18 protein-coding genes are annotated in these 21,781 nt (G+C 39.2%); 3 read left to right on the forward strand and 15 right to left on the reverse strand.

The genetic code is table 11. The features are described 5' to 3' along the window. Nucleotides 1-33: 33 nt before the first annotated feature. On the reverse strand, nt 34-1,023 hold the full coding sequence (locus tag PVV60_RS01155; RefSeq protein ID WP_273722544.1) for an asparaginase: 990 nt from the start codon (nt 1,021-1,023) through the stop codon (nt 34-36). Between the two features lie 220 nt (nt 1,024-1,243). On the opposite strand from PVV60_RS01155, the gene hslV reads away from it, so the two are divergent. Both hslV and hslU read left to right on the forward strand, forming a co-directional pair. Next, nucleotides 1,244-1,825, forward strand: coding sequence for an ATP-dependent protease subunit HslV (gene hslV / locus PVV60_RS01160; protein WP_273722545.1), 582 nt, complete (start codon nt 1,244-1,246; stop codon nt 1,823-1,825). Continuing rightward, complete coding sequence (hslU, locus tag PVV60_RS01165) at nt 1,826-3,136, forward strand: ATP-dependent protease ATPase subunit HslU (RefSeq protein ID WP_273722546.1); 1,311 nt, start codon at nt 1,826-1,828, stop codon at nt 3,134-3,136. A gap of 19 nt (nt 3,137-3,155) precedes the next feature. On the opposite strand, the gene PVV60_RS01170 is transcribed toward hslU, so the two are convergent. From PVV60_RS01170 to rpsO, 3 genes are all read right to left on the reverse strand, one after another. Further along, the gene (locus PVV60_RS01170; RefSeq protein WP_273722547.1) at nt 3,156-4,151 is read right to left on the reverse strand and encodes a class I SAM-dependent methyltransferase; all 996 of its coding nucleotides are present in this window, start codon (nt 4,149-4,151) and stop codon (nt 3,156-3,158) included. Between the two features lie 72 nt (nt 4,152-4,223). Continuing rightward, entirely contained in the window at nt 4,224-6,419 is a 2,196-nt protein-coding gene (gene pnp / locus PVV60_RS01175) for a polyribonucleotide nucleotidyltransferase (protein ID WP_273722548.1), read from the reverse strand. Between the two features lie 254 nt (nt 6,420-6,673). Next, a complete protein-coding gene (rpsO, locus tag PVV60_RS01180; RefSeq protein ID WP_005774142.1) occupies nt 6,674-6,943 on the reverse strand; it encodes a 30S ribosomal protein S15 in 270 nt (89 codons plus the stop codon). A 314-nt stretch (nt 6,944-7,257) separates the two neighbouring features. On the opposite strand from rpsO, the gene PVV60_RS01185 reads away from it, so the two are divergent. Next, on the forward strand, nt 7,258-8,886 hold the full coding sequence (locus tag PVV60_RS01185; RefSeq protein WP_273722549.1) for an MFS transporter: 1,629 nt from the start codon (nt 7,258-7,260) through the stop codon (nt 8,884-8,886). Nucleotides 8,887-9,348: 462 nt separating this feature from the next. Here PVV60_RS01185 and truB read toward each other — a convergent pair whose 3' ends face one another. From truB to PVV60_RS01240, 11 genes are all read right to left on the reverse strand, one after another. After that, entirely contained in the window at nt 9,349-10,311 is a 963-nt protein-coding gene (truB, locus tag PVV60_RS01190; protein ID WP_273722550.1) for a tRNA pseudouridine(55) synthase TruB, read from the reverse strand. A gap of 4 nt (nt 10,312-10,315) precedes the next feature. Next, nucleotides 10,316-10,723: a 30S ribosome-binding factor RbfA gene (rbfA, locus tag PVV60_RS01195; protein WP_273722551.1), complete on the reverse strand. Its 408-nt coding sequence runs from the start codon at nt 10,721-10,723 to the stop codon at nt 10,316-10,318. A gap of 120 nt (nt 10,724-10,843) precedes the next feature. Beyond that, nucleotides 10,844-13,363 carry a translation initiation factor IF-2 gene (infB, locus tag PVV60_RS01200; protein WP_273722552.1) on the reverse strand — a complete coding sequence of 840 codons (2,520 nt, stop codon included), beginning with the start codon at nt 13,361-13,363 and terminating at the stop codon, nt 10,844-10,846. Next, nucleotides 13,360-13,995, reverse strand: a complete 636-nt coding sequence (locus PVV60_RS01205; RefSeq protein ID WP_273722553.1) for an RNA-binding protein — start codon at nt 13,993-13,995, stop codon at nt 13,360-13,362. The genes infB and PVV60_RS01205 overlap by 4 nt, the downstream gene beginning before the upstream one ends. Further along, nucleotides 13,996-15,627 carry a transcription termination factor NusA gene (gene nusA, locus PVV60_RS01210; RefSeq protein WP_273722554.1) on the reverse strand — a complete coding sequence of 544 codons (1,632 nt, stop codon included), beginning with the start codon at nt 15,625-15,627 and terminating at the stop codon, nt 13,996-13,998. Nucleotides 15,628-15,673: 46 nt separating this feature from the next. Further along, nucleotides 15,674-16,324, reverse strand: coding sequence for a ribosome maturation factor RimP (gene rimP / locus PVV60_RS01215; protein ID WP_273722617.1), 651 nt, complete (start codon nt 16,322-16,324; stop codon nt 15,674-15,676). Nucleotides 16,325-16,451: 127 nt separating this feature from the next. Beyond that, entirely contained in the window at nt 16,452-17,153 is a 702-nt protein-coding gene (locus PVV60_RS01220; protein ID WP_273722555.1) for a tRNA (guanine(46)-N(7))-methyltransferase TrmB, read from the reverse strand. After that, nucleotides 17,150-18,418, reverse strand: coding sequence for a methionine adenosyltransferase (gene metK / locus PVV60_RS01225; protein ID WP_273722556.1), 1,269 nt, complete (start codon nt 18,416-18,418; stop codon nt 17,150-17,152). The genes PVV60_RS01220 and metK overlap by 4 nt, the downstream gene beginning before the upstream one ends. Nucleotides 18,419-18,548: 130 nt before the next feature. Continuing rightward, the gene (locus PVV60_RS01230) at nt 18,549-18,962 is read right to left on the reverse strand and encodes a helix-turn-helix domain-containing protein (protein WP_012754634.1); all 414 of its coding nucleotides are present in this window, start codon (nt 18,960-18,962) and stop codon (nt 18,549-18,551) included. A gap of 149 nt (nt 18,963-19,111) precedes the next feature. Further along, on the reverse strand, nt 19,112-20,746 hold the full coding sequence (lnt, locus tag PVV60_RS01235) for an apolipoprotein N-acyltransferase (RefSeq protein ID WP_273722557.1): 1,635 nt from the start codon (nt 20,744-20,746) through the stop codon (nt 19,112-19,114). Further along, on the reverse strand, nt 20,709-21,734 hold the full coding sequence (locus tag PVV60_RS01240; RefSeq protein ID WP_273722558.1) for a hemolysin family protein: 1,026 nt from the start codon (nt 21,732-21,734) through the stop codon (nt 20,709-20,711). Before PVV60_RS01240 ends, lnt begins: the two co-directional genes overlap by 38 nt. Nucleotides 21,735-21,781 lie beyond the last annotated feature (47 nt).

Here is a 21,781-nt window from a genome sequence, read left to right on the forward strand (position 1 = left end):
ACTCTCTTCTTTAAGATAATAGATCATTTTTCATTAACTTATAGTCCAGTCATTCCAGTTCGCACGGATTTGTGCTAATGAGTGCCCTTGCGCTAAAAAAGCCCATAAAAGTAGACGCGCTTTTACGGCTGATAAATAACCAGACATGAGAGCACCAGAAGCAATCATATCGATTTCTGAGCCTTTATAGCCATAAGTTATACGAGTTGTTGAGCCATTACAACAACGACTAGCAATAATGATTGGTATTTTTTGTGCATATTGTTGTACAAGGTCTGCTTCTTGAAAACTACAGTGTCCTGCACCAAAACCAGCAATAACAACACCAGCATAATACCCACTTTCGAGGCATAGTTTCATTAATTGTGCACCAGATGATAAAGAGGAATAGAGGAGTGCAATTTGATGATCGTGGTTTTGGGGAAGATCAAACGTTGTCGGAAAAAGTTTTTGATCATTGAAATAAATAAGTTTTCCCTCTAAAATAGTTCCTAAAATACCTGCAAGACCTGATTGAAATGTTTCGACTTTGACGGTATGGCTTTTATAGAGCCAATAAGGTGAATGAATTGCATCATTTATGACAACGAGAACGCCCCTGTTACGACTTTGTGTGGCTGCTGCGACACGAGTGGCTGCTAAAATGTTAGCGGGGCCGTCTGCGCCTGCTTCATGAGGCATGCGCATAGCGCCGGTTATGATGAGTGGTTCAGCTTCCTTCCAATAAAGAGAAAGAAAAAAAGCTGTTTCTTCCAGAGTATCAGTCCCTTGTGTTAAAACAATACCTTCTGCACCAGCATTTATTTGTTGTTTTGCCCACTCGATTATTTCAAAAAGAATTTGAAACGATAAAGATCCACTTGGTATTTGCATTAATGTCTGTGCATGAATATCAGCAACGTTATTTAAATCAGGAACACTTTTTATGAGGTTATCTGAAGTTAAAGTCGGTTGCATGTGACCAAAACGATCAGCAGTCATTGCAATTGTTCCACCTAAGGTTCCTATGGCTATTTTTTTCATAATTTTCCTCTAAAAGGCACAAACTGTTTATATAAAGCTATTTAGCAGTAATTTACATTGACAACAATGATATCATTTTTCCATTTTCAACAAATTGAGTTATGCTGAATCATTGTGTTTTGTTGTATATGTTCTTAAATAGGACAATAGTAATTGAGTTTTACATTGTATGAAAAGAAATCAATATTAAAAAGTAAAGTTAATATTAAGGAGTTCCCTTATGACAGAACATAAGCCAGACATAATGTATGGTACAACAATTATTACGGTACGAAAAGGTGGCAAAGTCGTGATGGCCGGTGATGGTCAGGTCTCTCTTGGACAGACAATTATGAAAGGCAATGCACGTAAAGTGCGTCGTCTTGGAAAGAACGGAGTGGTTATTGCTGGTTTTGCAGGTGCTACGGCAGATGCTTTCACATTACTGGAAAGATTGGAAACAAAGCTTGAGCAGTATCCTGATCAGCTTATGCGTGCATGTGTCGAACTTGCAAAAGATTGGCGAACAGATCGCTATTTGCGTCGTCTCGAAGCAATGATGCTCGTGGCTGATAAGAAAGTAACTTTGGCTCTAACAGGGCTTGGTGATGTTTTAGAACCAGAAGATGGGGTTATGGCAATTGGCTCTGGAGGAAATTTTGCTCTTTCAGCAGCGCGTTCACTTATGGATTTGGATTTAGATGCAGAAACTATTGCTCGTAAAGCTATGGCTATTGCCGCTAAAATTTGTGTTTACACCAATGATCATTTTACGATTGAAACATTGGATGCAGAATTATCTTCTTTAGAGAAAGCTATTTAAATGTGTGTTGTATTTTCCCCTCGTGAGACTGTTTCTGAACTTGATCGTTTTATTATTGGCCAAAATGATGCCAAACGCTCTGTAGCTATTGCACTGCGCAATCGGTGGCGTAGACAACAACTTGATGAGCCGATGCGTGAAGAAGTTATGCCAAAAAATATTTTAATGATAGGGCCAACAGGTGTTGGTAAAACTGGTATTGCACGTCGCTTAGCAAAACTTTCTGGAGCACCCTTCGTTAAAGTAGAAGCAACTAAATTTACTGAAGTTGGTTATGTGGGACGTGATGTTGAGCAAATTATTCGAGACCTTGTTGAAATTTCTATTTCTCTTGTGCGTGAAAAGAAACGGGATGAAATAAAAGAAAAGGCTCACGTGAATGCTGAAGAGCGCGTTTTAGACGCCCTTGTTGGTAAAACAGCCAGCCCCGCTACCCGTGATAGTTTTCGCAAAAAATTGCGTGAAGGTGAATTGGATGAGAAAGAGATTGAAATTGAAGTTGCCGATAATAATAGCAATAGTGCTTCAACCTTTGATATTCCTGGTATGCCTGGGGCACAAATGGGTATTATGAATTTATCAGATATTTTGGGCAAAATGGGCAGTCGTACAAAAGTCCGTAAGACAACAGTAAGGGATGCTTTTAAGCCGCTCATTGATGATGAATCTGAAAAACTCCTTGATCAGGAGCAAATTATTCAAGAAGCGCTTCGTGTTGCTGAAAATGACGGTATTGTTTTTATTGATGAGATTGATAAAATTGCAACTAGGGATGGTGGAGTTAGTGCTGCGGTTTCGCGTGAGGGCGTTCAGCGTGATCTTTTGCCTTTGGTTGAAGGAACAACAGTTAGTACGAAATATGGGCAAATCAAAACAGATCATATTCTTTTTATTGCTTCAGGTGCATTTCATGTTTCTAAGCCATCTGATTTATTACCGGAACTTCAAGGACGTTTGCCCATCCGTGTGGAGCTCAACCCTTTAACAAGAGAAGATTTACGGCGCATTCTAACAGAACCAGAAGCTAGTTTGATTAAGCAATATATTGCTCTTATGGCAACAGAAGAGGTTCATTTGGAAATTACTGATGATGCAATTGATGCTTTAGCAGATATTGCTGTAGATTTAAATGCAAGGATTGAAAATATAGGGGCACGTCGTTTGCAAACAGTGATGGAGCGCGTTTTGGATGAAATTTCTTTCACGGCACCTGATAAAGCTGGAACATCGTTTACAATTGATGCCGATTATGTGAGAAAATCTATTGGCGAGCTTGCTGCTGATATCGATCTTTCACGTTTTATTCTTTGAAAGTTATCGCTTGTTTTCTTTATCTACGCGCTTCAATAATTTTGAAACCAAGGGCTTGTTCATGTATCAACACTGTGCGGAAAATGTTTTTTAATAATGTTTCATAAGGCAGGTGGCGGTTTGCAACAAAAAGCAGACGGCCGCCTGGTTTTAAGCACTTTGCAGCATTTATAATAAAATTTTTTCCTAATGAAACATCTGTCGTTTGTTGTGTGTGAAACGGTGGATTTGAAATGATTGTGTCATACAGATTTGTGATAGGTTCATGCACAAGGTCATGCCAATAAAAATGAATTGAAAAAGGAGCTGTTATGGATTTCAGGTGCTGTTTTGCTGCTGTCAAAGCGTTGTAGTCTGCTTCATAAAGGTCGAGAGTGGTGAGTTTTTCACTTCTTTCAAGTGCAACGTGAGAAAGATAGCCCCATCCAGCACCAAAATCAGCCGTTTTTCCAGAAATAACTTTGAGCATATAAGAAGCAAGCGCAGCAGATCCTGGATCAATACGTCCGTGTGAGAACATACCAGAAGTGGTTTGAAATTTATCAAAATTGAGCGGTGGTGAGCGTAATTGCGCAATGTTATGTCTCTCAATTTGTTGAGGAACTTGCAACCAAAATACAAGACCATGATTTTTAGATAATTTATTGGTGATGGGCACAATTGTTTTGACCCATTTCATCATTGAAGCAGCACCAGCAGTTTTATTCCCACTGATTACAATCCATCCATTGGGTTTAACGCATTCTAATAAATCAAGAAAACAATTTTGGTTAAAACCACGATATTTGCTCAAATGTAAAAATGCACCATCATAGCTGAAGGTTTTGTCTATTTGAGGAGAGCAGTGAAATTGAGTATCGACAAATTTTAAAAAATCTGGTCGCCAAGGCGTAATAACTTTTAAATTTTGTGCCCATTCTGGAGCGGGAATTTCTGTTAAACCGAAACTTAGCCAACATTGGTTTGGATCAGGATACGGGAGTTCATGATTTTCAAAAGGCAAAAATAATAACACATATGACTCTTTCAAAGAAAAATGCCACTCCAATGTTGGGATGGCATTTCATGATACGCTAAGAGGAAAAACTTACTCTTCTTTTTTCTTACGGCGGCGCTTATTTTCAGGTTGTTTTTTTTCATCCACGCACGTTTCTTCATTTATCGCTTTATCACCGGTGATTTCCTTTCCGGTTTTTTGATCAACAACCTTCATTGATAACCGAACTTTTCCACGCTCATCAAAGCCCATTAATTTAACCCAAACTTTGTCACCTTCTTTTACAATATCGGTTGTTTTGGTGACGCGTTCTGATGCAAGCTGAGAGATATGAACGAGTCCATCACGAGAACCAAAGAAGTTTATAAATGCACCAAATTCTGCGGTTTTTACAACTGTTCCTTGGTAGATAGTACCAACTTCAGGCTCATCAACAATAGAATGGATCCAGCGTTTTGCTGCTTCAATGGTTTTAGCATCAGCAGAAGCAATTTTAATGGTACCATCATCTTCAATATTAATTTTTGCTCCAGTTTGTTCCACGATTTCCCGAATAACTTTACCACCAGAGCCGATAACATCCCGGATTTTATCGACAGAAATATTCATAACTTCGATTCGTGGAGAAAATTCACTCAGCTCAGCACGTGCACTGGTTAAAGCTTTTGCCATCTCATTAAGGATATGGATTCTGCCACCTTTAGCTTGTTCAAGCGCGATTTTCATAATCTCTTCGGTAATACCATCAATTTTGATATCCATTTGCAAGGCAGTAATACCATTTTCTGTTCCTGCGACTTTAAAATCCATATCTCCAAGATGATCTTCATCCCCTAAAATATCAGAAAGAACAGCAAAGCGTTCTCCTTCTTTAATCAAGCCCATAGCAATACCAGCAACAGGGCGTGCTAAAGGAACACCAGCATCCATGAGAGCAAGTGAGGTCCCACAAACCGTTGCCATAGAAGAAGATCCATTGGATTCAGTAATTTCTGAGACAGCACGAATGGTATAGGGAAAAGATTCTTTCGTTGGCAACATGGGGTGAATTGCCCGCCATGCCAATTTACCATGTCCAATTTCGCGACGACCAGGAGAACCAAGGCGTCCTGTTTCACCCACTGAAAATGGTGGGAAATTGTAATGGAGAAGGAATGTTTCCTTATACATTCCCGTTAAGGAATCAACATATTGTTCATCTTCACCAGTTCCTAGTGTTGCAACGACAATAGCTTGTGTTTCTCCGCGGGTAAAGAGTGCTGATCCATGTGTGCGGGGTAAAATACTTACTTCTGATTGGATAGGGCGCACGGTAGAAAGATTGCGTCCATCAATCCGCTTTTGGGTATCAAGAATGTTCCCGCGAACAATTTTTGCTTGCAACTGTTTAAATACGGTTGCAATTTGATCGGTACTGAACTTACAGTCTTCTTCTGTTTCTGGCATAAATTTATTGAGGATTTCTGTCTTTAGTGCATCAATTGCAGCATAACGTTCTTGCTTATCAGTAATTGTGTAAGCTTTTCGTATATCCTGTTCTGCCATTTTCTGCATTGCTTTTTCAAGTTCAGAAAGATCTTCAGGAACAAAATCACGAGGATCTTTTGCAGCAACTTCAGCAAGCTTTATAATGGCATCAAGGACGGGTTGAAGGCCTTTGTGACCAAACATTACGGCACCCAACATGATATCTTCCGGTAATTCTTGTGCTTCTGATTCAACCATCAAAACAGCACTTTCTGTTCCAGCAACAACAAGATCAAGTTTTGTTTCAGGCATTTCATCGATATGAGGATTGAGAACATATTGTCCATTACAATAGCCAACGCGGGCACCTGCTATAGGGCCCATGAAAGGAACACCTGACAGGGTTAATGCGGCAGAAGATGCAATCATCGCAAGGATATCGGGATTATTTTCGAGATCATGCTGTATAACGGAAACAATAACTTGTGTATCATTTTTATATCCCTCAACGAAAAGGGGACGAATTGGACGATCAATCAAACGTGAAACCAAAGTTTCATTTTCACTTGGTCGACTTTCACGTTTTAAATAGCCCCCAGGTATTCTACCAACAGCATAGGATTTTTCTTGATAATTAACAGTGAGTGGAAAAAAATCCTGGTCTGGTTTTGGACTTCTGGCTGATACAACGGTTGCTAAGACAATAGTTTCTCCATAGGTAGCAATCACTGCACCATCAGCTTGACGTGCTATTTTCCCTGTCTCAAGGGTGAGAGGACGCCCGGCCCATTCAATTTCTATCTTGTGCGTTTTGAACATTTTTTATCCTTAATGACCAGTGTTTAAATCTTTGATTGCTCACATTCTGGTTTTGCGTAGCATATTTCCAAGCTCTGGGGTGGACAACATACTTTTTATCTTTGTTACGAGAAAAGAGAAGTAAACTGCCTTAAATGCGAAACGATGATGAGCAGTCCTATCCCATAATAACTTGTCAGTTTTTAAAATTCTTAATTAAAAGCAACACGTTGAAAAAATGGGTGGTTTTTTAAAACACCACCACCATTTTTCTTTTAGCGACGCAAACCTAACTTCTTGATAAGTGTCTGATAACGATTTTGGTCAACTCCTTTAAGATAATCAAGAAGGCGCCGGCGTTGAGACACCATCTTCAAAAGACCACGACGAGAATGATTATCCTTTTTGTGAGATTTAAAGTGGTTTGTTAAATTAGAAATACGTTCAGAAAGTACAGCAATCTGTACTTCTGGTGATCCTGTATCACCAACTTTGTTTGCGTATTCTGCGACAAGAGCTTGTTTACGTTCAGCTGTAATCGACATCGTATTATCCTTTCTAAAAACGAAGAAACATAAAGTCACCCATAGCCGAGATGTCGTTCAGCAAGGGTCTGTGAGGAAACAAGAAGAGTCGAAGACTCTTACCTATTTTCGTCCTTATATAGGAAAGAAGGTTAAAATACTAGTCCTTGACAGCATTTTGAAGTCTTTCTTTAAATAAAAGCTTTTGTTTTGAAATATTGATTTAAATAGAGTTTTATGAGAAGTCTTTTAAAGAATTATGCATCCTTTTGATACAAAGATTATGAGCGCGTGTGTGGTAACAAAGATGATAAATACCGATTTGGAGGGAAAAGATGCAGAGCATTTCAACATTAAAACTTTTTCGTAATTCGGTATTTCGAAATTTATGGTCATCTACTCTTATTTCTAATTTAGGGGGACTGATACAGGCTGTTGGAGCAGGATGGTTAATGGCGTTGATTAGTTCTTCGCATTCCATGGTTGGGCTTGTTCAAAGTGCCACAACATTACCACTTGTTATGTTTTCTTTGATGGCAGGGGCACTAGCTGATAATTTTAATCGGCGTCAAATTATGTTGTGTGCGCAGATTATGATGATGGTCATATCCATGAGTTTATCTGTTTTAGCCTATATGGGATTTCTAACACCTTGGCTTTTGTTATGTTTTACGTTTTTGATTGGATGTGGAACAGCTTTTTATAATCCTTCTTGGCAAGCAACGATAGGAGATATTGTGAGCAGGGAAAATATTCCTGCTGCTGTTAGTTTGAATAGTGTCGGCTTTAATTTGATGCGGAGTGTTGGCCCTGCTATTGGTGGTGCTATTATTGCAACTTTGGGGGCATCGGCTGCTTTTTTGTTTAATGCTATAAGCTATATTCCTCTTATCGGTGCGTTATTTTTCTGGAAGTCGAATTATAAAAACAATCCATTGCCACGAGAAAGGCTGTTAGGAGCTGTCTCAGATGGTTTGCGTTATGTTGCGATGTCACCTAATCTTCTAAGTATTATGGTTCGAGCGTTCCTTTTTGGTGTAGGAGCAATTTCGATTTTAGCACTTTTGCCAATTGTTGTGCATAAAGTTCTTGGAGGAAATGCCCTTCTTTATGGTACACTGCTCGGTTGTTTTGGGTTAGGAGCCATGACAGCAGGTATTATTAATGCAGTTGTACGGCATCATTTTCGTTCAGAAACAATTATTGCAAGTGCATTTATTGGTTTCGCCTTTTCTTGCTTTTTATTGGGAATCAGCAGGTCACTGATTATAAGCCATATTGCTTTATTTCCTGCAGGTTTATGTTGGGTTTTGGCATTATCATTGTTTAATACATCTGTACAACTCTCTACACCACGCTGGGTTGTAGCACGTTCTTTAGCACTTTATCAAACGGCGTCTTATGGGGGGATGGCTATTGGAAGTGCAATCTGGGGAGGTTTAGCTGATGGTTATTCTCCAACAATTGCTTTAAGTATTTGTTCTCTATTCTTGATTTTTGGTGCTCTTGCGGGAGTAAAATTTAGAATTCAAGAAATTCCTCAGATAGATTTAAATCCTCTTGATCATTTTAGAGAGCCGGAATTATTACTCGACCTTAAAGCAAGAAGTGGCCCGATCATGATAATGATTGATTATCAAATTCATGAAAATGATCTCGAAGAGTTTCTCAAAGTGATGACGCGTCGACGCCATATCCGGTTACGTGATGGTGCGCGTCAGTGGGTCCTTTTACGAGATCTTGAAAGACCTGAATACTGGACAGAGGCTTATCATATGCCAACATGGGTAGATTATTTACGCCATAATCATCGTCGTACAAAAGCGGATGCAGAAGTTAATAAGCGTTTGCGTCATTTAAATTGTGCTCCTAACGGCATAAGAGTGCACCGTATGATTGAACGCCAAACAATACCCCAAGCCAATGAGATGCTTTTAAAAGTCTCCTCTGATCATCTCCCTTAGGGTTAAAACAGTTTTTGTAAAATATTAAATATGTTAATATTATTTCGATCAATTTGTTAGCATAATCATAACAAAAAACTACGGCTTAAATAGTTAATAAATTGATTTTAATGATTATTTATCATTTTTCATGTTGAATGATAGTCCTGAAAATCTTAAGTTTTTTCGTTCCAAATATATTTAGAGTAAATCAGTCTAAATCTTCGCTTGCACATTACAAACGAGGGCTAAAGTGTGAGTAAAAAACGATTGAAAAAGAAATAAAAATTCTCTTATGAATCCTTTCAAATGCAAGGATTATTACGACATTAAGAGGAAAAAGTGTGTGGTGGTGTTAGCTGATAGCACGGACTTAAATTTTGATATGAATACGGTAAATATAGACAATGAAAAGCACCATATTTTTCTTAATTGATAGAGAAAAATATCTTTCCGCAAAAGGTGGTGGTGGAAAAGAATCGATTAAATTGTGAAAATCCGCTTCGGTTTAAATAAACTTTTGTCGAGGGTGCCAATTGCAAGAAGTTGTTCTTTATAGAGGACAAAAATCTCATCTTCATCAAGAGGTACTTTGTGATGATTCAAGAGGATAGAATGACCCCTTATAACTCTCTGCGCTTGAGTTTCATTAAGGATATAGTGAGGGAGGCAATCCAATGCAGCGCTTGTTTCAATTAAGAGCTCATCAAGTGTTGTGAAGTTTTTTTCAAAAGAACGATTATTTTCATCTGTAGTGTTTTTATTTAGCGGAATGGCCGCTTTTAGTTCGTCCCATGTAATGAGATCTTCTTCATCAAAAGGTGCGACGGAAACACGTCTTAAGTCAGCAATATGCCCATAGCAACCTAGATCACGTCCCATATCGCGTGCTAAAGACCGCACATAAGTTCCTTTTCCGCAGGTTATCTCAAAGACAGAGTGCTCTTTGGTAGGCATTTCTAATAACTTGAAAGTTTCTATTTCGACTTCACGAGGCGGAATTTCAACAACTTCCCCTTCACGCGCTAAATCATAGGCACGATTTCCGGCAATTTTTATTGCTGAAAATTGTGGAGGCGTTTGCAAAATAATACCTGTATATTGAGGAAGAAGAGCAAGTATTTCTTCTTGTGTTGGACGTTTGAGAGAAGTTTTCGTTATTTCGCCCTCTAGATCATCTGTTGAACGCTCTTCTCCCCAAGCGATATGAAAACGGTAAGTTTTTTTGCCTTGCATCACGTAAGGGACGGTTTTGGTTGCTTCGCCCAATGCGATGGGAAGGAGACCAGAAGCAAGAGGATCAAGTGTGCCCGCATGTCCTGCTTTTTGTGCATGAAAGAGCCATTTGATTTGTGAGACAGCTTCTGTTGATTTCATTCCTTTTGGTTTATCAAATATGACCCAGCCAGAAACAGGACGCCCTTTTTTTTTGTGTTGCCGCGCCATATTTTTAATCCTCATCTTTATCACTATGGTGAAGATCGCGAGCAACCTCAGGCGAGCGAAGGAGGGCATCAATTTTTGAAAAATTATCAAAACTATTATCAAGTCGGAAACGCAGTTCTGGCATATATTTCATTTGTCGCAACGCATGACTGATTTCTCCACGGAGAAAACGACTATGTTTATTGAGGGTATCACCAATATCGGTATGAGAAGCATTTTTAAGAGTGCTGAGAGGTGATACAAAGCAAGTAGCAATTTTTAAATCTGGTGACATGCGTACTTCAGAGACAGAAATAACAATATCTTTCAAGATATCATCAAGCAAAATATCACGCTGTAATATATGCGCTATTGCATGACGCACTTGCTCTGCTACTCTAAGTTGCCGTTGTGATGGCCCTGCATTTTTCATCAAAGTTTATCCTTGCTACAAGATCTCTTTTTTGACCATTCAGATAAGGAAAAAAAGATATTGTGTATAAAACCTAATAACTTTTTTCATTTTACAACAAAGTAAAGTTATTGGATTATTTTATAATGTGCGATTAATATGTTCGATACGGAAGGTCTCAATGATGTCTCCTGCACGCATGTCTTCATAATTTTCAAAGGCTATTCCACATTCTTGGCCACTTTGCACTTCATTGACTTCATCCTTAAAACGTTTGAGTGTTTTCAGCTTTCCTTCGTGAATAACGATATTATCGCGGATAAGGCGAACACCGGCTCCTCGTTCTATTTTACCTTCTGTAACACGACATCCTGCAACTTTTCCAGTTTTTGTAATGTTAAAGACTTCTAGAATTTCAGCATTACCAAGGAAAGTTTCACGCTGTTCTGGTGAAAGTAATCCAGACATGGCAGCCTTGATATCGTCAACAAGATCATAAATGATGTTGTAATAACGAATTTCAATTCCTTGTGTTCTAGCAAAATCACGTGCCTGCTTATTGGCTCGAACATTAAAACCAATTACAGCAGAGTTGGAAGCTTCTGCAAGAGAAATATCACTTTCGGTAATTCCTCCAGCACCAGCATGTACAATACGCGCACGAACCTCATCATTTCCGAGTTTTTCCAATGCTGAAGCGATTGCTTCAATTGATCCTTGCACATCCCCTTTTATAATAAGGGAAAATTCCTTAACACCAGTCGTTTGCAATTTTGTCATCATCTGTTCAAGAGAACCACGCGAACCAGTTTGCCGCGCAACAGCTTTATCGCGCGCTAATCGTTGACGGTATTCAGAAATTTCACGTGCTTTTGCTTCATGTGTGACAACAGCAAAACGGTCTCCTGCTTGTGGTGTTCCTTGCATGCCTAAAATTTCAATTGGTGTAGAGGGAACGGCTTCTTTGACATGGCGTCCATGGTCGTCAATCAAAGCACGCACACGACCCCATTCATTTCCGGCAACTATAATATCAGAAGGGTGTAATGTACCTTTTTGAACAAGAACTGTTGCAACAGATCCACGTCCACGATCTAATTTGGCTTCAATGATAACGCCCTCTGCAGTTCGTTGAGAATCTGCTTTCAGATCAAGCATTTCAGCCTGAAGAAGGATAGCTTCGAGAAGTTTATCAAGGTTTTGACCAGTTTTAGCAGAAACTTCAACGTCCAACGTTTCTCCGCCCATAGTTTCAACAAACACTTCATGTTGTAGAAGTTCTGTACGCACTTTTTGTGCATTTGCAGCTGGTTTATCAATTTTGTTGATAGCAACAATGATAGGTACACCGGCGGCTTTCGCATGATTGATTGATTCAATTGTTTGAGGCATAACACTATCATCAGCAGCTACAACGAGAACAGCAATATCTGTAACACGAGCTCCACGTGCACGCATAGCCGTAAAAGCAGCATGTCCTGGTGTATCAATAAAAGTAATTTTTTGACCGTTTTGTTCTACTTGATAGGCACCAATATGCTGCGTAATACCTCCTGCTTCGCCAGAAACAACATTTGCTTTACGAATAGCATCCAAAAGAGAAGTTTTTCCGTGGTCAACATGGCCCATAATGGTTACAACAGGGGGGCGCTGCTGCATGTTTTGAGGATTATCTGTTATATTAAAGATACCTTCCTCTACATCAGATTCTAAAACACGTTTAACAGTGTGTCCAAATTCAACAGCGATGAGTTCGGCAACATCTGCATCAATGACATCGCCAGGTTTCATCATTTGTCCTTGTTTCATCAAGAATTTAATCACATCAACAGAACGCTCAGTCATACGTTGTGCGAGCTCTTGAATGGTAATCGTTTCAGGAAGAACAACTTCGCGAGAAATTTTTTCTCTTGGTTCTTGATTTTGTGCACGCTTAAACTTTTCTTGTCTACGCCGCATTGCAGCCATTGAGCGCCCACGTGCGCTTCCTTCTTCATCCAATGCACTATTCAGAGTTAGCTTTCCGCGTCGCCGCTCATCAGCTCCTTTGACAACTTTTGGTACACGTATTTCTGATTTAGCAGGATTAGCACGTCGACTATGCCGTTCTTCCTCTTTATTTTCATCTATTTTGCGTTTTTCAACCACGGTTGTATTTTTAGGTGCAATAGAAATATCTGTCTGTTCAATGAGAGGGGGAACAGGTGGAGTCTGGACTGGCGATATTTCTTCTTCTTGTTGGAGATTTATTTCTTTTTCTTTAATTTCTTGCTGTAAAATTTCTTCACGCTCTTTAGCGCGTCTTGCTTCTTCTTCGGCTTGTTCTCGCGTTATTCTTTCTTGGATATGTGCTTCTTCTAACGCGCGAAGTCTCGCTTCCATTTCAGTTGATGAAAGATTACTTTTGGCCACAGATTCTTGAGGCTTTTTTCCCTCAAAACGCGGTTTAGAGCGCTGGGCGGCCACATGCGGCTTTGTAATGGGCTGTGCGGTTTCAGCTTTTTCATCAGGTCGCGTAATTTTACGCCGTTTGGTTTCGACAACGACAGCCTTCGTACGGCCATGGCTAAAATTTTGTTTGACCGTGCTTGTTTCCAAGACAGACCTCTTGAGAGTTAGTGTCTTCTTGACGGTTGTTTTGTCGTTGTTATTTTCACTCATTGTACTTCCTTCACGGCTTGTGCCGTCATCTCACTAGGCTTACTATGCTTGTCGTCACGATAGCTGATCAATTTATATGTCGTTTTGAGAAATCCTTCAGCAGCTTTTGTGTCCAATAAGGCCGCGTGCATTACAGGATTAGAGCCAAAAGCTACTCTCATTTCATCACTTGTAAATAAAGATATGGTTTTTATAGTCCGATTTGTTTGTTGTTGTATTGAATGGATGGCCTGTGCAATTTTTCGTTTCCCATCTTCTGTTGTTTCTTTAGCATGAAGTACAAGAATAACTTTACCAGAGCGGATAGCAGCGTCAACCTTTGTTGCTCCCATAACAATTGCTCCCGCTTTTCGTGCCATGGAAAGGCTTGAAAGAGCGGCTTTTAGTAAAAGCGTATCAACAACATGCACAAGATTTGGCGCAACCTCAACATCTGTTTTAAAATTTCTATGAAAAGCTTTTTGTTTGATTGCTTTCTCGATAACAGTATGATGGGCAGAAATCCAAACGCCTCGCCCTGGTAACTTCGCTTTAAGATCAGGAACAATTTGGTTATTGGGACCAATAACAAAACGGATCAGCGTTTGTGCTGAAGCATTTTTTCTGGTCACAATGCAAGTCCGTTCATTCATTTAAAGTGTATCCACATCCAAATCATCTGTTTTTTCATTTTCTGGAGAATTGTCATCTTCTACAGGATTTTCTGTAACAAGATCAGCTTGGTCTATCCAGCCTGCTTGTACACGTGCAGCTAAAACCATAGCTTCTGCATCCGCGCGTGTAATGTCAAAAGGGGTTAAAATACCAGGAAAATTCTGTGTTTGACCTTCTTTGCGTTCTCTCCAACCAGCTAAATCATCAACGGCATAGCCAGCAAAGTCTTCTATTGTTTTTACACCATCCTCACCTACAGCAACCAACATAGCACTTGTCATTCCAGGAAGTGTTCGCAATTCATCAGAAACTCCGAGCTTTTTGCGTTTTTCATCAAGTTCTTTTTCTTTATGATCAAGATATTCGCGGGCACGACTTTGGATTTCAGCGGCGGTATCATGGTCAAAACCATCAATAGAAGCGATTTCTCCAAGATCAATATAGGCAATTTCTTCAATAGAAGAAAAGCCCTCTGATGCCATAACCTGTCCGATCATTTCGTCAACCTCTAAGGCTTCCATAAACAATTTACTTCGTTCAGTAAATTCTTTTTGACGATTTTCAGATTCTTCTTTTTCCGTTAAAATATCAATGTTCCATCCTGTTAGTTGCGAAGCCAAGCGAACATTTTGTCCACGTCGTCCAATAGCAAGACTAAGTTGATCATCTGGCACAATAACTTCAATCCGTTCAGCATCTTCATCAAGGATGATTTTTGAAACTTCAGCAGGTTGCAGTGCATTAACGACAAATGTTGCTGCATCAGGCGACCAAGGAATAATATCAATTTTTTCGCCTTGTAATTCAGCAACAACAGCTTGTACACGACTTCCTCGCATTCCAACGCATGCTCCAACAGGATCAATGGAACCATCGCGTGAAACAACGGCGATTTTAGCTCGTGAACCAGGATCACGAGCAACAGATTTGATTTCTATAATACCATCATAAATTTCTGGCACTTCCATAGTGAAAAGTTTTACCATAAATTGAGGATGTGTGCGTGAAAGGAAAATTTGCGGTCCACGCGTTTCACGGTGTACATCATTGACAAAAGCACGAATACGATCTCCATAGCGGAATGACTCACGAGGTATTAATTCGTCACGGCGCACAATAGCTTCACCACGCCCTAGATCAACGATAACGTTACCATATTCCACACGCTTAACTGTACCAGAAATAATTTCACCAACTTTATTTTTGAATTCTTCATATTGCTGATCACGTTCTGCGTCGCGTACTTTTTGTACAATAACCTGTTTAGCAGATTGTGCTGCGATACGTCCAAAATCCATAGGAGGTAAAAGATCAGCAAAAAAATCACCGATTTTTGCTTCTGTTTGATGTTTGAGAGCATCAGACAAAGTAATTTCCGTTGTATAGTCTTCAACGACTTCAACGATTTTAAGCAGGCGCTGTAATTTAATTTCACCTGTTTTAGAATTGATTTCAGCACGGATATTGGTTTCTTGACCATAACGAGAACGTGCTGCTTTTTGAATAGCATCAGCCATCGCAGAAATGACAATTTCACGGTCGATTGACTTTTCACGTGCAACAGCATCTGCAATTTGCAGAATCTCAAGCCTGTTAGCGCTTGTAGCCATCAATTTTCTCCTTCTTTGTGCCACACGATGGGTATCCCCTGTGATATTATTTTTTGAAATTGAACGTCTGTATAGAGTCGTTAACTGTCTCTTCGTCCATGAATTGTTGTCTTAAATCTTTATTTTTTTTCAATGCATCGCGAATAAGCTCATCGGTAAGCACTAAATGTGCATTTATGATGTCACAATAGGAAATAGGGGTATACATGGCTTCTCCATAAGCAGCTTTATCAGTATTTAAAATAAATCCATCTTGCGTGATATTTGTAAGTGTCCCGCGAAATTTTCGGCGCCCATCAATTGTTATTTTGGTTTCAATTTTTGCAAGATGCCCTTGCCAATGAAAAAAATCAGATTTCCTTACCAATGGACGATCAATTCCAGGTGATGAGATTTCTAAATGATATTTGCGTTCAATAATATTTTGTACATCAAGGAGGGGGGAAACAGTTCGACTAACAGTTTCACAATCTTCTACGGTCATAGAACCATCGGCACGTTCAACCATAATTTGAAGTGTTAAACCATTTTGACCAAGAAGTTTCACACGAACCAAACGAAAACCTAAAGGTTTAAGTAGTGGTATGACAAGAGCAGCAACCTGTGTTTCGATACCATCTTCTTCAAACAGGCGTGGTTCGTCAAGATTGCTTATTTTTTCAGCTTCGTTCATACATTTTATCCAAGTTGTTTTCATCAGTTTTATGATATTAAAAAAGAGCGGGTCCAACGGCCCACCCTTCATCATAAGACCAAGAATTTAACTATTGATACTCTTAAATTCAAAATTTTTCAAGTTGTTTATGAGAAAAGCGCTTGATCATTTATTTCTTGATAAAGGTAAGATAGGTAGGCGTTCGTCCTTCACGTAAAGCTTTTGCTTCATAGCGGGTTCCTTTCCATAGTGGATAAGGGAGTTTCCAGTCTTGAGGGCTCTCTGCTTTCCATTCAAAGTGATCATGTTGTGCACAATGGTACAAAGTCCAGTTTACATAACTGTCTATATCGCTAGCAAAGCGAAAAAGTTTCCCCATTTTAAGAACACGAGCAAAACGGTTAAGATTTTTTATGTTGATGAAACGTCGTTTCCAGTGTTTCTTTTTCGGCCAAGGATCAGGATAGAAGAGGTCTATTCCATCAAGAGAGTTATCAGGGAGCCAATCAAGGAGGCGTGTAGCATCATCATTATAGAGGCGAAGATGATTTTGATGGTTTTGATGCTGTTCAAGAGACAACAATATTTTTGCCATGCCATTGATAAAGGGCTCGACGCCGATAAAACCAGTTTTTGGAAAATATTCCATTTCATGAAGTAAATGTTCACCTCCACCAAAGCCGATTTCAAGTCGAACTTCCCTTACTTGACTTGAAAATAAGGATATAAGGTTTGAAGGAGGAGGGACATTTAAATCAATATTAAAATTGGGAAAAAGCATTTTTATACGTGTAAGCTGACTGTTTCGAAGCTGTTTTCCTTGTCGACGTCCAAAAAATGCTTCACTCTTGCGTGTATTATATTTAATCATGGGATTTGGATCATTTTTTGAAGCGTTTTCACGAGATCAGTTTTTTCCCATGAAAACGAACCATCGTGTTTTGGTTTACGTCCAAAGTGACCATAGGCAGCTGTTTTTGCATAAATAGGTTTATTGAGGTCGAGATGTTTTCGAATACCGGTCGGTGAAAGGTCCATTATTTTGCGAATGGCTTCTTCAATAACTTTTTCATCGACTTTTCCTGTTCCATGAAGATTAAGATAAATAGATAAAGGTTGTGCAATACCAATTGCATAAGAGAGTTGAATGGTGCATCGCTCGGCTAAATGAGCAGCAACAATATTTTTAGCCAGATAACGTGCCGCATAGGCTGCAGAACGATCAACTTTTGTTGTATCTTTTCCTGAGAAAGCACCACCTCCATGGGGTGCTGCGCCTCCATAAGTATCCACAATAATTTTGCGTCCTGTTAATCCGGCATCGCTTTGAGGACCACCAATGACAAATTTTCCTGTTGGGTTAATATACCAACTGCATTGAGCCGCAATGGGAATGTCATGTAAAGCTTGGCGAATGTAAGGTTCAACCACTGTACGTACCTTGTTGGAATCCCAGCTTTCATCGAGGTGTTGCGTTGAAAGAACAATCGATGTGACCTCTATCGGTTTTCCATTTTTATAGCGTATGGTTATTTGGCTTTTAGCATCAGGTCCTAATTTTCCAGCTTCTCCCTCTCTTTTATGACGGGCTGCGGCAAGAAGTTTGAGAATTTTATGCGCATAATAAATTGGCGCAGGCATGAAATCAGGTGTTTCACGGCAGGCATATCCAAACATGATGCCTTGATCTCCTGCGCCTTCTTCACCATGCCGATCCGTAGCATTATCAACCCCTCTTGCTATGTCAGCTGATTGAGGGCGCAAAAGAACATCAATTTTAACAGTTTTCCAATGGAATCCTGCTTGTTCATAGCCAATGGTACGAATAGCACGGCGCGCTGCTGTACGAAAACGCGTAGGATTAATGAGTGGAAAGCCAGTTTCATCATAGATAAATTCTTTATTTTTATCTTTTTTTAATAGCGTATCGGGAACACGCACTTCACCAGCGATAACAACACGGTTGACACTGACGAGAGTTTCACAGGCAATGCGTATTAACCATGGATCAGTACCCGTTTTTTCAGCTTCTTTATAGACCATATCAACGATTTCATCAGAAATACGATCACAAATTTTATCAGGATGTCCTTCCGATACCGATTCGCTCGTAAAAAGATAATCTTGATGCGGCATAGGAACTCCTTCAAAAAAGAAAATCAACGATTTAATTAATTGCTTACTAAAGTTGTTACGATTGGCTAATTCTACAGCAAATCGTCAATGAAAGTTTATATGAATAAAAGGGGAAAAATATAATTTTAATTTATAGCTTATTTGTCAAATCTTCTTCAGAAAGCGCTTTTGCCAAGTCAATAATTTTTCGACGCACTTTAGCATCAGATATATTTGTAAAAGCGCGCATGAGCTGAATCCCTTCGCTGCTAGAACAAAAGTCTATAAAATTGTGATCACTTTCAGCAAACCCCTCTACTTGCTGGGAGGTAATACCTTTATCAAAAAAGTAAGAAACAGGAACATCCATAATTTCCGCTATCGCTTGAAGACGACTGGCACCAATACGGTTTGTTCCTTTTTCATATTTTTGGATTTGCTGAAAAGTAATTCCTAATTTTTCGCCTAGTTTCTCTTGAGTGAGTCCTAAAATATTACGACGTAAACGGATACGAGTTCCAACATAGATATCTATAGGGTCAGGTTTTTTTCTAGTTTCGGTCATAATGCAACTCTTTAATTTCCAGCACTTTTCTTCTAAACCAACATCATATTTATACGAAGCTGATTTATCATATAATTAAAATAATATGTAATATTTTTTCCCAATATTACTGGTACACGCAACATAATACCGTACAAGGAGCACTTGAATCACTTAAGCTGTTTTGTAAAACCAAAACCAACACGACACAATAGCATAAGGATGAATAAGATAAAAGTAGAGAAAGTTCTGTATTCATTGCTTCCTATAGGGGTGATGGATGATGGAACTTGCGAATCAATAATGCCCACAGCATTTTGTTGAAGAGCTACAACGATTCGTCCATAAGAATCAATAACAGCTGATATTCCATTATTGGCTGCCCGTATGAGGGGGATTCCCAGTTCAACGGCACGAAGCTGTGCTTGTTGAAGATGTTGATAGGGGCCCGGTGTTACACCAAACCATGCATCATTTGTAATATTAATAATTGCTTGAGGCGGGGAGCCTTTAAAAGTCATTTCATGGGGAAATATTGCTTCATAACAAATCAAGGGTAGATAAGAAAATCCGTTTGGCATTGTAACAATTTTACGCACACTTGCAGCACTATATCCACCAATATTATCGGCAAGGGTACGCAATCCAATTTTTTTCAATAGATTCTGATACGGAAGATACTCACCAAAAGGAACCAAATGAAGTTTATCGGAAGTGTTTAAAATATTACCTTGAGCATTAATGACTGCAATTGTATTAAAATATTGTGTTTGGGAATGAGGTAGATCATTGCTGGCACGTATTGCTCCGACAATAGCCCATTGCTTAGGTTTTAAAAGAGAGGCAATGCGCATTGTGATAGATGAGTTATCATAGAGAAGGTAAGGAATGGAAGCTTCGGGCCATACGATAAAATCTGGTTCTGAGTTTTGATCGGTTGTTGGTATTGCACTTAGATTCAGATGTGCTTCCAACATAGCTTCTCGTGTATCATCACGCAATTTTATATTTTGTTGGATGGAAGCTTGAACAATGCGCACCCAATAAGCATTTTTTTGATTTTCAGCTGTGTTTTCTATAGTATGAAGACGATAAAACCCAAAACCACTATGAATGAATATAAGTGATAAGCAAAGAGAAAGTGCTGCTTTCTTTTTTTCATCCGTTAATAAAACAGTTGGCAAACTGTAGGCTAATACAGCAAGAATATTTATTCCGTAAAGTCCCACTATTGCATCAGATTGCATAAACATTGGGGTTGGCATGGCTGTATAGCCAAGAGCATTCCATGGAAATCCTGTGAATAAAAATGCACGCAACCACTCGGCCAATCCTAATGCAAAGGCTAAAACAAAAAAGCGTGCTATTCCTTTTGTCCATAATAAACCGACAATGAAACCAGAAAAAAACCAATAAAGAGAAAGGTAGAGTGGGGGGCCTAAAATGGCTAATGGGACTGCCCAACCAAAAGAATCTGGGTCTGTTAACAAAGCATTGCATAGCCACCAAAGTCCGCAAATAAAATAACTAAAACCAAAGGTTCCACAGCTTAAAGCGTAAGTAAAAAAATGTTTTTTATTGTTTTTAGTAGCCCGTATTGAGTCAAGTAAAACAATAAAGAGAGGGAAAGTTAAAAAGCAAAGAGGTGTCAAATAAAAGGGTGGAAGTGCAAAAGAAGTAAGAGCACCGCACAGAAATATCCATGCTTGGCGCTTCCAACCGGTAACAGAGGACAAAAAAACGATGAAATGGTTTAAAGACGCTGGACTATTCTTTAGGGATGGCATTGTTTTCAAGATTCTCATTTCTTGGAATGCGAAAAATACGCAATCGCTTAATCCGGCGTTTATCAGCTTCTAAAATACGAAATCTATAGCCAGGTACAGCTTCGACAATTTCACCTTTGGCAGGAATACGATCAAGAATGGAGACGATCAAACCACCAATAGTATCAACTTCATCACCATATTCCCCTACGATAAAATCAGGACCAAGAGCTTTCTCCACATCTTCTAGTTCAGTTCTTGCATCAACGAGCCATTTATTATTTGGTTCACGTACGATAGCATTGTCAACATTATCATGTTCATCTTCGATATCCCCAACGACTAACTCAACAATATCTTCCATTGAAACGAGACCATCTGTTCCTCCATGTTCATCAATAACTAAAGCCATTTGTGTTCGTGTAGTTTGCATCCGTGTTAATAATTTGCTTGCAAGCATGGAACTTGGAACAAAAAGAACTGTTCGGATCAAATCCAATTCACCGATTGGAGTATGCAAGTCTGTATGGTTTAATTGAAGCAAATCGGATTTCTGTTCGGTTTTTGTTGGGTTGATAATAAAGCGAGTCATGTAGTTAAGAATATCGCGGATATGGATCATGCCGCGTGGATCATCTAAAGTTTCAGCATAAACGGGTATACGAGAATGACCAATTTTTGCAAAACATTTAAGAGTTTCTCCAAGAGAGGTGTTTATTTCTAATGCTTCGATTTCAGAACGAGGTATCATAACATCATCCACGCGTGCTTCACGTAAGCGTAAAATGTTATGCAGCATAGTACGTTCTTCAGGTGAGAAGAGGTCGGTATCTTTTTCATTGTTAGTCGTGAGTGCAACGGTAAGATCGTCGCGCAGTGATGTAGATGCACAATTACGGCCACGTAAGAATGAAAATAAATGATTCATCAGGGAATATTTTTCTGTATGATTCGTCTGTTGAGAGGGGTCTTTTTCATTATTAGAAGATGCTTGACTATTATTTTGTGCATTTATTTTGTTTGCCATGGTTTTGAGATCTTCTAGACTTTCTTTTTATAATAGATAAATAAGAG

It is taken from the genome of Bartonella sp. AU18XJBT (assembly GCF_028618595.1).
Lineage (GTDB): Bacteria > Pseudomonadota > Alphaproteobacteria > Rhizobiales > Rhizobiaceae > Bartonella.